The sequence below is a fragment of the Marinobacterium alkalitolerans genome (assembly GCF_017776525.1).
GTDB classification, from domain to species: Bacteria; Pseudomonadota; Gammaproteobacteria; order Pseudomonadales; family Balneatricaceae; genus Marinobacterium; species Marinobacterium alkalitolerans.
This window is the reverse complement of record NZ_JACVEW010000004.1, coordinates 1-12,208: the sequence shown is the minus strand read 5'-3', so window position 1 is coordinate 12,208 and position 12,208 is coordinate 1. Positions and strand designations below refer to the sequence as shown.

Sequence of the window (12,208 nt, the reverse complement as noted above, 5' to 3'; positions counted from 1 at the left end):
CATGGCGTACAGTGAACAGGTAATCGATCATTACGAAAATCCGCGCAACGTCGGTAAAATGGACGCGGAAGATCCACACGTAGGCACCGGCATGGTGGGTGCTCCGGCTTGTGGTGACGTGATGCGACTGCAGATCAAGGTGAATGATGAAGGTGTCATCGAAGATGCGCGCTTCAAAACCTATGGCTGTGGCTCCGCTATCGCGTCCAGTTCTCTGGTCACCGAATGGGTGAAGGGCATGACCCTGGATGAAGCCAGTGAGCTGAAAAACTCTAAAATCGCAGAAGAGCTGGCGTTGCCGCCGGTTAAAATTCACTGCTCGGTTCTGGCTGAAGATGCCATTAAAGCGGCGGTTGATGATTACCGCAAGAAACAGAGCAAGTGACACACCGTAACGGGGAGCGCGGCTCCCCGTGAATGGGGTAATTATGGCAATAAGCATGACACAGGCGGCGATCGATCACGTCGCGCGTTACCTTGAATCACGAGGCCACGGAGAGGGCATCCGCTTGGGTGTTCGTACGTCCGGTTGTTCGGGTATGGCCTATGTGCTCGAGTTTGTGGATCAGAGTGAGCCCGAAGATCAGGTGTTTGAGTTTGGCGGGGTCAAGGTTGTGATTGATCCCAAGAGCCTGGCCTATCTGGATGGCACTGAACTGGATTTCGTGCGTGAAGGGCTTAATGAAGGCTTTAAGTTCAACAACCCGAATGTGCGCAGCGAATGTGGCTGTGGCGAGAGTTTCAACGTCTGACCCGTTCGGGTGAATGAGGTCGGTATGGATATAACGCAAAACTATTTCGAATTTCTTGGGTTGCCGGTCAGCTTTGACGTTGATCCGGCACAGCTGTCCGAGCGCTACCGCGCGCTACAGCAGGAGCTGCATCCGGACCGTCACTCGCACCAGTCCGAACGAGAGCAGCGCATTGCTGTTCAGTACACCACTTACCTCAATGAGGCGCTTGCCACTCTCAAGTCTCCCCTTAAAAGGGCGCAATACCTGCTGTCGCTGCAAGGTGTTGATACGCTTTCCGACTCCCGCAAGCAGCTTGATCCCATGTTCCTGATGGAACAGATGGAATTGCGTGAACGTGTTGCCGAAGCGACCGATCATGCGGACCCGGAAGCTGAGCTGGATGCTCTGGAACAGCAGGTGGATGCCGAGATCAAGGGGCTTGAAGCGGGCTTTGCCAAGGCCTGGGGAAATAGCAACCTGGAAGAGGCCGAGCAAGTAGTGCGCAAAATGCAGTTCATGGTGAAGCTGCGCACTGAGGTGGAAGCGCTCGAAGACAGACTGTTCGACGACTAACGGAATTTTTATGGCACTGCTGCAAATAGCTGAACCCGGACAGAGTCCGGAACCCCATGCCCGTAAACTGGCAGTGGGCATTGACTTGGGGACAACCAACTCGCTGGTCGCCACGGTGCGCAGCAGCGAGGCCGTGACACTGCCTGACGAGCAGGGCAGCCATCTGCTGCCCTCTGTCGTTCGGTACGCAGCCGACATGGCACCGCTGGTGGGTGCAGAGGCTCTGGCTGGTGCAGCACAGGATCCATACAACACCATCAGTTCCGTCAAGCGCCTTATGGGGCGCGGCGCGGAAGACTTGAAGGGCCTGGGGGAAACCCTGCCCTACCGGCTGACGGCTTCCGACTCGGGAATGCCCTATCTGAACACCGCAGCGGGTGACAAGAGCCCGGTAGAAGTCTCTGCGGATATCCTCAAGGCGCTGAAGGCACGTGCCGAGCGTTCACTGGATGGCGAGCTGGAAGGTGCAGTCATCACGGTACCGGCCTATTTCGATGACGCTCAGCGTCAGGCGACCAAGGATGCGGCCCAGCTCGCCGGTCTGAAAGTGATGCGCCTTCTCAATGAGCCGACTGCTGCTGCCGTTGCCTATGGACTGGATCAGAAAGACGAAGGTGTTATCGCGGTCTATGACCTGGGCGGTGGTACCTTTGATATTTCGATTTTGCGCCTGAACAAGGGCGTATTCGAAGTGCTCTCGACCGGTGGCGATACTGCACTGGGTGGGGATGACTTTGACCGCCTGTTGGCGGAGCAGTTGCTCGAGCTTTCCGGGCTTGGAGAGGCGCTGAACGCGTCCTCTGCTCGTACGCTGACGGCCATGGCCAGACGTATCAAGGAAGGTTTGACCGATCAGGCGGTTGTGACTGAATCGATCGAGCTGGATGGACAAACCTTTGCGGTTGAAGTGAGCCGTGAACAGTTTGATGCTCTGATCGAGCCACTGATCAAGCGTACGCTGCGTACCTGCCGGCGCACCCTTAAGGATGCCGGTGTGAGCATCGATGAGGTGCTGGAAGTGGTGATGGTTGGCGGCTCTACCCGTGTTCCGCGTGTTCGCGCAGCAGTCGGTGAGTTCTTTAGCCGCGAGCCGCACATCGATATCGACCCGGACCGGGTTGTTGCGATCGGTGCCGCGCTACAGGCAGATGTGCTGGTGGGTAACAAGCCTGACAGTGACATGCTGCTGCTGGATGTGATCCCGCTGTCGCTGGGTCTCGAAACCATGGGCGGGCTGGTCGAAAAAATCATTCACCGCAACACGGCCATTCCGGTGGCGCGGGCTCAGGAATTTACCACCTACCAGGATGGCCAGACCGCCATGGCCATTCATGCGGTACAGGGTGAGCGTGAACTGGTGCAGGACTGCCGTTCCCTGGCCCGTTTTGTGCTGCAGGGCATTCCGCCGATGGCGGCGGGTGCAGCCAAGATTCGTGTGACTTTTCAGGTTGATGCGGACGGGTTGCTTAGCGTGGCAGCGCAGGAGTTATCCACAGGCGTGACCAGCAGCGTACAGGTGAAACCCTCTTATGGTCTGAGTGATGATGAAATCACGCGCATGCTGAAAGACTCCTACAGCCATGCCGAAGATGACCTTGAAGCACGTAACCTGCGTGAACAGCAGGTGGAAGCCGAGCGCATTGTCGCGGCGCTGCGGGGTGCCATGGCATCAGATGGGGATCTGTTGTCCAGGGACGAGCACAGCATGCTCGAGCAGGCGATCGCCAGGCTGGAAGAGATTGCTGCCGGAAGCGACTATCGCCGCATTGAAGCGGGCATTGAAGAGCTCGCCAAAGCCAGTGATTTCTTTGCCTCACGTCGCATGGATCAAAGTATTTCGCGTGCCCTGTCGGGCCATGCCATTGATGAAATAGAAAAGGAGACACGCTGATGCCTCAGGTGATTTTTCTGCCCCATGAAGAGCTGTGTCCTGAGGGTAAGGTGGTCGAAGCCGATGCGGGCGTTTCCATCTGTGATGTGGCGCTGCAGAACGGTGTTGAAATCGAGCATGCCTGCGAAAAATCCTGCGCCTGCACGACCTGTCACGTGATTGTTCGTGAAGGCTTCGACTCGCTCAACGAAGCGGACGAGCTGGAAGATGACATGCTTGACAAGGCGTGGGGCCTGGAGCCGGAATCGCGTTTGAGCTGTCAGGCGCTGGTTGCGGATGAAGACCTGGTGGTCGAAATTCCCAAGTACACCATTAACCAGGTGTCCGAGAATCATTGAGGAGTGCAGCATGGGCCTGAAATGGGTGGATGTGCATGATATTGCGATTGAGCTGTCTGAGGCCTATCCGGAGCAGGATCCGCTGAAGATCAGCTTCCCTGATCTGTATGCCAAGGTCATGGAGCTGGATGAGTTCGACGATGATCCTGACCACTGTGGCGAAAAGATCCTTGAGGCCATTCAGATGGCCTGGATCGAAGAGGCCGACTGACTGGAAAAAGCCCGCACTGCGGGCTTTTTCATTCATGCCGGCGTGTCTGTTCAGTGCCCGGCGGTTTGCGTATAATGCTGCGCTTTATTGACTTATGTTCTATAGATTGGGGAATTGACTTATGGCAGTTGAACGCACTCTTTCCATCATCAAGCCGGATGCGGTTGCCAAAAACGTAATCGGTGAAATCGAGACTCGCTTTGAAAAAGCGGGCCTGAAAATCGTTGAAATGCAGATGAAGCAGCTGAGCAAAGAAGAAGCTGAAGGCTTCTACGCTGAGCACAAAGAGCGTCCTTTCTTCGCTGACCTGGTCGCGTTCATGACTTCTGGTCCGGTTGTTGTACAGGTACTGGAAGGTGAAAACGCCATCGCGCTCAACCGTGATCTGATGGGTGCGACCAACCCGCAGGAAGCCGCTGAAGGCACCATTCGTCGTGACTTTGCTGAGTCCATCGACGCAAACGCCGTGCACGGTTCTGATTCCTCTGCTTCTGCTGAGCGCGAAATCGCTTACTTCTTCGGCGCTTAAGCCATACCGGGCTGCCTGCGGGCAGCCTAACCCGCAATATGAGTGAACACGACATGTCCGACTCTCCGTCCAAGATTAATCTCCTGGGGCTGTCGCCTGCAAAACTGGAAGCCTTTTTTGAACAGATGGGCGAAAAGAAATTTCGCGCGACCCAGGTTCTGAAATGGCTGCACCAACAGGGTGCTTCCAGCTTCGATGAAATGACCAATATCAGCAAGGCGCTGCGCGCCAAGCTCGCTGATGTGGCTGAAATTCGTGAGCCGGAGATTCTGCTGGAGAAAATCTCCAAAGACGGCACCCGCAAATGGGTGATCCGTATGGATGGCGGCTCGGCTATTGAGATGGTCCTGATTCCGGACGGGGACCGTCGAACCCTCTGCGTCTCCTCGCAGGTGGGGTGTTCACTGGACTGCAGCTTTTGCTCAACCGGCAAGCAGGGCTTTAACCGCAACCTTTCAACCGCCGAGATCATCGCACAGTTGCGGGTGGCGATCCGCTCCTTCGGCCCGTTTGATCCTGCCGAGCGCCGTGTCAGTAATGTGGTGCTCATGGGCATGGGTGAGCCGCTGATGAATTTCGAGAACGTGGTTGATGCGACTCAGTTGATGATGGACGACAATGCCTATGGCCTGTCCAAGCGACGCGTGACGCTGAGTACAGCAGGTGTGGTGCCCGCGCTCGATAAGCTGGGCAAGGTCAGTGATGTGTCTCTTGCCATCTCCCTGCACGCGCCGAATAATGAACTGCGTGACCAGCTGGTCCCCATCAACAAGCGCTATCCGATCGAAGAGCTGATTGCGGCCAGTAACCGTTATCTGGATGGCCTCAACGACAAGCGCGTTGCAACGGTTGAATACACTCTGATTGACGGCGTGAACGATCAACCCGAACATGCGCGTCAGCTTGCCAAGCTTCTGCGCAAGCTGCCCTGCAAACTGAACCTGATTCCCTTTAACCCTTTCCCGAACTCGGGTTATCGGCGCCCCAGTGAAGAAGCGATACAGCGTTTCAAGGACATCATGCTGAAAGCGTCGATCATTACGACGGTAAGGCGCACCCGTGGTGATGATGTGGACGCGGCTTGTGGCCAGTTGGTTGGACAGGTCGAGGACCGCACCCGCCGTAGCCAAAAATATATTCCTGTGGTACAAGAAGAACCTGCCCAAGGGAAGATATCACAGGTATAAGGGGGATGTGTGAAAGGGTCCGGTTTGGTTGTACTGCTCGCGTCAGCGGTGCTGTTGTCCGGTTGCGCCACACAGTCTGACACATCAGGCTCGGGCCGCAGCCCTGAAGAGACCCTGGAAGCGTATACCAGTCTCGGTATTCAGTATTTACAGGCCGGCAATACGGTCAATGCCAAACTGTCCCTGCAGCGTGCTCTGGAACTGGATGATGACTACGCGCCCGCGTTGAGTACGCTTGCACTGGTCTTCCAGACCGAGCAGGAGTACGAGCTTGCCGAGCAATATTTCCGCTCGGCGCTTCAGGCTGATCCCGACTCGGCCCGTATTCATAACAACTATGGTGCCTTTCTGTTTGCGCAGCAGCGCTACAGTCAGGCTTGCCAGCAGTTGCAAAGTGCGACGGAAGACCCTTTCTACAGCGGCAGAGCCCAGGCGCTTGAGAACCTGGGACGATGCTATCAACTGACTCAGCAGGATGATCTGGCAGCCCAGTCCTTTCGGCGCGCCCTGGCCATTAACGGCAACCGGCCCCTGTCGTTGATTGGCCTTGCACAGCATGAGCTGGATACCGGTGAGCTGGCATCCGCTTCGCGCTACTTTGAGCGTTTCCTTGATCTGGTGCGGTCACGCCGGACCGAACATACGGCTGCCAGCCTGTGGCTGGGTATCCAGCTGGCACGGGCTGAGCATGACACCTCAAAAGCCTCGACTTATGCCTTGATTCTCAAAAATACCTATCCCGAATCGGCTGAATACCGACGTTATGAGGAGAGTACACAGTGAGTGAGCTTGATCAGACCGCTTCGGCTCCCCCCGAGTTTCCAGGCGATCAGTTACGTACCGCACGCGAGCAGCATGACATCAGTGTGGAACAGGTGTGCCGACAGCTTCATCTCCATGCGGCTGTCGTCCAGGCGATCGAGAGTGGAGATCTGGCTCGTCTTGGTGATCCGGTTTTTGCGCGTGGTTATATTCGGGCCTATGCCAACTACCTCAAGCTCGATCCCAAGCCCTTCGTTGATGCCTTTAACCGCGCCACAGGCCACAAAAGCACCACAGCTGATGTGAAAGCCATAGGCACTGTTTCGATGGTGCCGGGGCGTCGGCAGGGGCACCCGGTGCTCAAGATCGGCAGCTGGTTTTTTATCCTCGCCTTGATCGGTGTATTCCTCTGGTGGTGGCAGGCACAGTATGGTTTTGATGACAGCATCGGCATACCCGCTCTGGATGAGCCGGTTTCGGTTGATTCAACGGCAGACAACACGTTGGACTTGCCGCCAGTCGAGCCTCTGGTTGAACCTCTGGCAGAGCTGAATACCGCTTCAGCACCTGCAGCAGTAGCGGCAGAGGTCGAGGCGGCACTTGCGCCAGAAGAAGCTGCGCCGGCGCCGGCACCTGAGACCGTCCCGGAACAGGATGCGGGGTCGATTGAAGAGGCGGCTCAGGATGTCGTGCCTGCCGCTGCGCCTGCTGAAGACGTGTCTCAGGCACCACAGGCGGATGTTCAGGCGGGTCTGGTGATCGTGCTGTCGGAAGACTGCTGGTTGAGCGTCAAGGCGGAATCCGGCCGTATGCTTTACTCGGGTGTGGCTCAGGGGGGCACTACACTTGAGCTTGCCGGCGAAGAGCCGCTGTCGGTTGTGGTCGGGCGTGTCAGCGCCGTCAGTGAATTCAGCTATAATGGCGAGCCGATCGACCTCGCTGCCCGTGCGAGTGCAAATGTGGCACGTCTCTCACTCCCTCTCTAACCGCTTCATGAACAAGTTAACAGGACACCCAACGTTTTGAGCAAGATTAAAGCCATTCGCGGTATGAATGACATTCTGCCGGACCAGACACCTGTCTGGCAGTACCTGGAAGCAACCGTGCAGCGCGTTCTGGGCGCTTACGGCTATTCAGAAATGCGTATGCCCATTGTGGAGCAGACGGATCTGTTCAAACGCTCCATCGGTGAAGTCACCGACATCGTCGAAAAGGAGATGTACACTTTTGACGACCGTAATGGTGAAAGCCTGACTCTGCGCCCTGAGGGAACCGCCTGTTGTGTGCGCGCAGGTGAAGAGCACGGGCTGCTGTACAACCAGAATCAGCGTTTCTGGTATCAGGGGCCGATGTTCCGCTATGAAAAACCGCAGAAGGGGCGTTATCGCCAGTTTCATCAGATCGGCGTCGAGGCGTTCGGTATGGCCGGGCCTGACATCGATGCAGAGATAATCCTGATCTCTGCCGCGCTTTGGCGCGAGCTGGGCATGAGTGATGCGGTGGTGCTGCAGCTCAACTCTCTGGGCAGCAATGCGGCACGTGCCGAATACCGAGAAGCGCTGGTCGCCTACCTGCGCGAGCACTACGATGCACTGGATGAAGACAGTCAGCGCCGTCTTGAATCCAACCCGTTGCGTATTCTGGACAGCAAGGATGAAGGCACCCGTGCCATCCTCGAGCAGGCGCCTCGTCTACAGGATCATCTGGATGAAGAGTCGCGTCATGACTTTGAACAGCTTTGCAGCATGCTCGATGAGGCCGGTATCCGCTATGAAGTGAATCCGTACCTCGTTCGCGGGCTGGATTACTATTGCAAGACCGTGTTTGAGTGGGTGACGGACAAGCTGGGGGCACAGGGTACCGTATGTGCCGGTGGTCGTTACGATGGACTGGTTAAACAGCTGGGCGGCAAGCCAACGCCCGCGGTCGGCTTTGCGATGGGTGTTGAACGTCTTATTCTGTTGCTTGAAACGCTGGACGTTGTGCCGGCGGACGTGCGTCAGACCTTTGACCTCTACCTGGCTGCCGAGCACAAGGGCCTGCAGCATCAGGTGATCCTCATGGCTGAGCAGCTGCGCCAGGCAGTTCCCGGCTTGAGAGTCAGAACCCACTGTGCAGGTCTGAAGAACATCGCCGCGAAGGCCCGACAAACCGGCGCCCCGGCGATTGCACTGATGCGTGCTGATGAGGATAAGGGGCATCAGATGTCACTCTGGCATGATGGCGAAACGGAGTATGATCTGAGCCCGGACGCAATGATCGAAAAGCTGAAAGCACTGTTTGCCTGAAGGCACAGCTTATTTCTGTAATTAGGAGTTGAACGTGGCAGAACTGCGAACGGAAGAAGAACAGCTCAACGCCCTGAAGGCATGGTGGAAGGAAAACGGCAGGTCGCTGGTGGTTGGTGTGGCCGCTGCGATTGCGATCGTGGTGGGCTGGCAGTCCTGGCAAGCCAGGGAGCAGCAGCAGGCCGCGGCGGCCTCGGCGCTGTATCAAAATCTGGCTGAAGCGGTTCAGTTGGCGGAGATGCAGTCCGACGACAGCCAGTATGCAACAGCCAAACACCTGGCAGAACAGCTGCAGAACGATTTTGAGAGTACGGCCTATGCACGGTTTGCTGCGCTGGCCGTTGCTGCCGCCGCCGTAAAGCAGGCAGATTATGAGTTTGCACAGACTCAGCTCGATTGGGTGATCGACAGCGCCGAAGCGAACGACGACCTGGCCCGTGTTGCCAGCCTGCGCAAGGCGGCGCTGCTGCAGCAGCTGTCTCGTGAGCAGGAGGCCATCGCGCTGCTGAAAGGGCTCGATGCAGCAACCTTTGAATCTGAACGTCAGGAGCTGCTGGGTGATTTGCTGAAGGCAGAGGGTGAATTGGCCGGTGCTTATGATGCCTATGAAGCAGCGCTGGAAGCAGGTGGCGGCGAACAGCTGCGTCCCTTGCTGAAAATGAAACGCGATGACTTGGCAGGAGCACGCTCATGAACATGAAGCGCATCGCAGCCATTGCCGGTTTGGGCTTTGTGTTGACCGGCTGTGGCATGTTCAGCTCTGAGGGAACGGTGGTAGAGCCGTCACCGCTGGTTGACTTCGAGGCTGAGCATAGTCTGAAACCGCTGTGGAGTGTCAGCCTGGGCAGTAGTCTGGGTGATCGTTATCATCAATTCAGTCCCTCCATTGCCGATGGCGCCATTTATGCAGTCAGTGCCGAAGGTGATGTGGTTGCCGCAGAGCTGGAGAACGGCACTGTTCGCTGGCGTCAGGAGCTCGATATCGAAGTCCTCGGAGGTGTCGGGGCCGGTAATGGGCTGGTTGTGCTGAGTAGCCTTGATGGTGAAGTGATCGCACTGTCCGCTGCTGATGGTTCAGAGCAGTGGCGCTACCAGGCCACATCCGAAGTGGTTTCTCAGCCGCAGATGAATGCGGAACTGGTTGTGGTTCAGCAACTGGATGGCAAAATCGTTGCTCTTGATGTCAATACAGGTGAGGCTCGCTGGAGTTTCGATAGCCAGATTCCTCGCCTGAGCCTGCGTGGTACCAGCGCACCCATCGTAGCCGCGGACCTGACACTGGCGGCGTTCGCCAATGGGAAAATGGTGGCTGTGGACAATGCGTCTGGCCGCCAGATCTGGGAACAGCGGATCGCATTGGCCGAAGGGCGTTCCGAGCTTGAGCGCATTGTCGATATCGATGCGCAGCCGCTGGTATACAACCGTCTGGTTTACACCAGCAGTTACCAGGGGCGGCTGGTCGCCATCAGCCCGGCTGATGGTCAGGTTGTCTGGGCGCGTGATCACTCCAGCTACAGAGGGTTGGCCGGCGGTTTTGGCAATGTGTATACGGTTGCGGATAACGGCAGCGTACAAGCGTATGATGCGCGCAGCAGTGCCAGCGTGTGGCAACAGGATGTACTCTTGCACCGTGGTTTAACCGCGCCCGAAGTGACCGGCAACTCCGTATTGGTGGGAGATGCCGAAGGGTATATTCACGTACTGTCCCAGATTGACGGGCATGTAACCGGTCGCTATCGCGTTGACTCATCAGGCCTGCAGAGTGACTTGCTGGTACGTGAAAACATTGTGTACGCATTAACCAATGATGGCCGCCTGACCGCTCTGGCTCTACAATAAACCGATACACTTAATCTATATCGGCGGCCTCTGTAATTGGCAGAGTGCCGCCGTGTTGTTTCCAGGTAATACATTATGCTGCCCGTGATAGCTTTGGTTGGTCGTCCGAATGTCGGAAAATCGACCCTTTTTAACCGTCTGACCCGCTCGCGTGATGCGCTGGTCGCCGACCTGCCCGGGCTGACCCGCGACCGCAAGTATGGAGAAGGCCGGCTGGGGAACTGTGACTATATCGTCATCGATACCGGTGGTATCTCAGGTGATGAAGACGGTATTGATCAGCGCATGGCAGAGCAGTCCCTGCTGGCGATCGAAGAGGCCGATATCGTACTGTTCCTCGTTGACGGTCGTGCCGGCCTCAATCCTGCCGATGAAATGATTGCGAATCACCTGCGTCGTCATGAAAAGGAGTGCTGGCTGGTCGTCAACAAAACGGACGGGGTCGATCCGGATCTGGCGATGGCTGACTTCTATGCACTCGGTTTGGGGCAACCTGTACCCATTGCAGCGGCACATGGGCGCAACGTCACCGTCTTGATGGATGAAGTGCTGGCGCCTTTTGCGCCAGAAGAAGGTGCAGAAGACACCGAATCCGATGAGCAGGACGACAGTATCCGTATTGCGATCGTCGGGCGTCCCAATGTGGGCAAGTCGACACTGGTCAACCGCATGCTGGGGGAAGAGCGTGTCGTAGTATTCGACCAGGCGGGGACAACACGGGACAGCATCTATATACCCTACGAGCGTGACGAACAGCCTTATACCCTGATCGATACGGCGGGTGTTCGGCGACGCAAGAATATCAAGGAAGCCGTAGAAAAGTTCTCAATCGTCAAAACCCTGCAGGCCATCAAGGATGCGAACGTGGTGGTCAGCGTCATTGATGCGCGAGAAGGCGTAACCGAGCAGGATCTGAGTATGCTCGGGTTCGTGATCGATTCCGGTCGAGCGCTGGTGGTGGCTCTGAACAAGTGGGACGGTATGAGCCCGGATGAGCGTGACCACGTCAAATCGCAGGTCGAACGCCGCCTGGCATTTGCCGGCTTCGCGCGGTTCCACTTTATCTCGGCACTCCATGGCTCGGGCGTAGGCAACCTGTATGACTCCATCAACGAGGCATATGACTGTGCCATGGCCAAATGGTCAACCAACCAGTTGACCCGCTTGCTGGAGGACGTGGTGGCTGACCACCAGCCGCCGATGGTGAACAACCGTCGCATCAAGTTGCGTTACGCACACCAGGGGGGCTCCAACCCGCCGATCATTGTGGTGCACGGTAACCAGACCGGGTCACTGCCCGGTTCATACAAGCGCTATCTAGAAAACCGGTTTACCAAATACCTGAAGGTGCGTGGCACGCCAATTCGGTTTGAGTTCCGCACCAGTGAGAACCCATTTGCCGGACGCCGTAATACGCTTACACCGAGGCAGTTGGCCAAGAAGGAACGCAGCCGGCAGCATATCAAGGATATGAAGCACCGGGCCAAGAAGAAGGCGCGTAACAAGTAGCAGCATGGCGGGCACCTCAGAGGATTCCCGCTGTCGTTTCGGGAAGTGATGCAGGGTTTTTCGGCTTTTTCGTTAAAAAGCGTTGACACCCCGGCTGGGGTCTGTAGAATTCGCGTCCTCGCTTGGGGCGACAGGGTTCACGGAACACTGGGCAGCACCAATGAGCAAGTGATAACCCATTGAAAAAGCGATGCTTTTTATGCCAGGGTAATACTTGAGTGACAACCGGTTCGTTCGATGCGCTGCTCGCAGCGAGATCGAAAAAGACGAAAAAAACGGTTGACACTGAACGGGGTTGCGGTAAGATACGCGCCTCGCTTGAGACAACAGGTTCTGCCGAACGGCAG

14 protein-coding genes are annotated in these 12,208 nt (G+C 56.7%); all 14 read left to right on the top strand.

Translation table 11 applies throughout. From position 1 onward, the window contains the following. Position 1 precedes the first annotated feature (1 nt). The 14 genes from iscU to der all read left to right on the top strand — a co-directional run bounded on the left by iscU (position 2) and on the right by der (position 11,861). Entirely contained in the window at positions 2-385 is a 384-nt protein-coding gene (gene iscU, locus H9C73_RS03440; protein ID WP_209286397.1) for a Fe-S cluster assembly scaffold IscU, read from the top strand. A gap of 43 nt (positions 386-428) precedes the next feature. Next, positions 429-752 carry an iron-sulfur cluster assembly protein IscA gene (gene iscA / locus H9C73_RS03435; RefSeq protein WP_209286396.1) on the top strand — a complete coding sequence of 108 codons (324 nt, stop codon included), beginning with the start codon at positions 429-431 and terminating at the stop codon, positions 750-752. A 24-nt stretch (positions 753-776) separates the two neighbouring features. Then, positions 777-1,307: a Fe-S protein assembly co-chaperone HscB gene (hscB, locus tag H9C73_RS03430; RefSeq protein WP_209286395.1), complete on the top strand. Its 531-nt coding sequence runs from the start codon at positions 777-779 to the stop codon at positions 1,305-1,307. Between the two features lie 10 nt (positions 1,308-1,317). Then, a complete protein-coding gene (gene hscA / locus H9C73_RS03425; protein WP_209286394.1) occupies positions 1,318-3,198 on the top strand; it encodes a Fe-S protein assembly chaperone HscA in 1,881 nt (626 codons plus the stop codon). Next, positions 3,198-3,536, top strand: a complete 339-nt coding sequence (gene fdx, locus H9C73_RS03420) for an ISC system 2Fe-2S type ferredoxin (protein ID WP_209286393.1) — start codon at positions 3,198-3,200, stop codon at positions 3,534-3,536. Before hscA ends, fdx begins: the two co-directional genes overlap by 1 nt. Positions 3,537-3,546: 10 nt before the next feature. Next, the gene (iscX, locus tag H9C73_RS03415) at positions 3,547-3,747 is read left to right on the top strand and encodes a Fe-S cluster assembly protein IscX (protein ID WP_209286392.1); all 201 of its coding nucleotides are present in this window, start codon (positions 3,547-3,549) and stop codon (positions 3,745-3,747) included. Positions 3,748-3,868: 121 nt separating this feature from the next. Next, positions 3,869-4,276, top strand: a complete 408-nt coding sequence (gene ndk / locus H9C73_RS03410) for a nucleoside-diphosphate kinase (protein ID WP_209286391.1) — start codon at positions 3,869-3,871, stop codon at positions 4,274-4,276. Between the two features lie 53 nt (positions 4,277-4,329). After that, on the top strand, positions 4,330-5,463 hold the full coding sequence (rlmN, locus tag H9C73_RS03405; RefSeq protein ID WP_209286545.1) for a 23S rRNA (adenine(2503)-C(2))-methyltransferase RlmN: 1,134 nt from the start codon (positions 4,330-4,332) through the stop codon (positions 5,461-5,463). 9 nt (positions 5,464-5,472) lie between these two features. Continuing rightward, entirely contained in the window at positions 5,473-6,246 is a 774-nt protein-coding gene (pilW, locus tag H9C73_RS03400; protein ID WP_209286390.1) for a type IV pilus biogenesis/stability protein PilW, read from the top strand. Continuing rightward, positions 6,243-7,211: a RodZ domain-containing protein gene (locus tag H9C73_RS16200; RefSeq protein ID WP_209286389.1), complete on the top strand. Its 969-nt coding sequence runs from the start codon at positions 6,243-6,245 to the stop codon at positions 7,209-7,211. Before pilW ends, H9C73_RS16200 begins: the two co-directional genes overlap by 4 nt. 63 nt (positions 7,212-7,274) lie before the next feature. Next, on the top strand, positions 7,275-8,513 hold the full coding sequence (hisS, locus tag H9C73_RS03390) for a histidine--tRNA ligase (protein WP_236014070.1): 1,239 nt from the start codon (positions 7,275-7,277) through the stop codon (positions 8,511-8,513). 34 nt (positions 8,514-8,547) lie between these two features. Continuing rightward, on the top strand, positions 8,548-9,207 hold the full coding sequence (locus tag H9C73_RS03385) for a YfgM family protein (RefSeq protein ID WP_209286387.1): 660 nt from the start codon (positions 8,548-8,550) through the stop codon (positions 9,205-9,207). After that, complete coding sequence (bamB, locus tag H9C73_RS03380; protein WP_209286386.1) at positions 9,204-10,352, top strand: outer membrane protein assembly factor BamB; 1,149 nt, start codon at positions 9,204-9,206, stop codon at positions 10,350-10,352. The genes H9C73_RS03385 and bamB overlap by 4 nt, the downstream gene beginning before the upstream one ends. A 75-nt stretch (positions 10,353-10,427) precedes the next feature. Beyond that, a complete protein-coding gene (gene der, locus H9C73_RS03375; RefSeq protein WP_209286385.1) occupies positions 10,428-11,861 on the top strand; it encodes a ribosome biogenesis GTPase Der in 1,434 nt (477 codons plus the stop codon). Positions 11,862-12,208: the final 347 nt, after the last annotated feature.

What these genes read in the sequence shown, in the direction of transcription:
- der (WP_209286385.1), top strand. Translation starts at nt 10,428, where the DNA reads ATGCTGCCCGTGATAGCTTTGGTTGGTCGTCCGAATGTCGGAAAATCG.
- ndk (WP_209286391.1), top strand. Translation starts at nt 3,869, where the DNA reads ATGGCAGTTGAACGCACTCTTTCCATCATCAAGCCGGATGCGGTTGCC.
- bamB (WP_209286386.1), top strand. Translation starts at nt 9,204, where the DNA reads ATGAACATGAAGCGCATCGCAGCCATTGCCGGTTTGGGCTTTGTGTTG.
- rlmN (WP_209286545.1), top strand. Translation starts at nt 4,330, where the DNA reads ATGTCCGACTCTCCGTCCAAGATTAATCTCCTGGGGCTGTCGCCTGCA.
- hscB (WP_209286395.1), top strand. Translation starts at nt 777, where the DNA reads ATGGATATAACGCAAAACTATTTCGAATTTCTTGGGTTGCCGGTCAGC.
- iscA (WP_209286396.1), top strand. Translation starts at nt 429, where the DNA reads ATGGCAATAAGCATGACACAGGCGGCGATCGATCACGTCGCGCGTTAC.
- hisS (WP_236014070.1), top strand. Translation starts at nt 7,275, where the DNA reads ATGAATGACATTCTGCCGGACCAGACACCTGTCTGGCAGTACCTGGAA.
- iscX (WP_209286392.1), top strand. Translation starts at nt 3,547, where the DNA reads ATGGGCCTGAAATGGGTGGATGTGCATGATATTGCGATTGAGCTGTCT.
- fdx (WP_209286393.1), top strand. Translation starts at nt 3,198, where the DNA reads ATGCCTCAGGTGATTTTTCTGCCCCATGAAGAGCTGTGTCCTGAGGGT.
- hscA (WP_209286394.1), top strand. Translation starts at nt 1,318, where the DNA reads ATGGCACTGCTGCAAATAGCTGAACCCGGACAGAGTCCGGAACCCCAT.
- iscU (WP_209286397.1), top strand. Translation starts at nt 2, where the DNA reads ATGGCGTACAGTGAACAGGTAATCGATCATTACGAAAATCCGCGCAAC.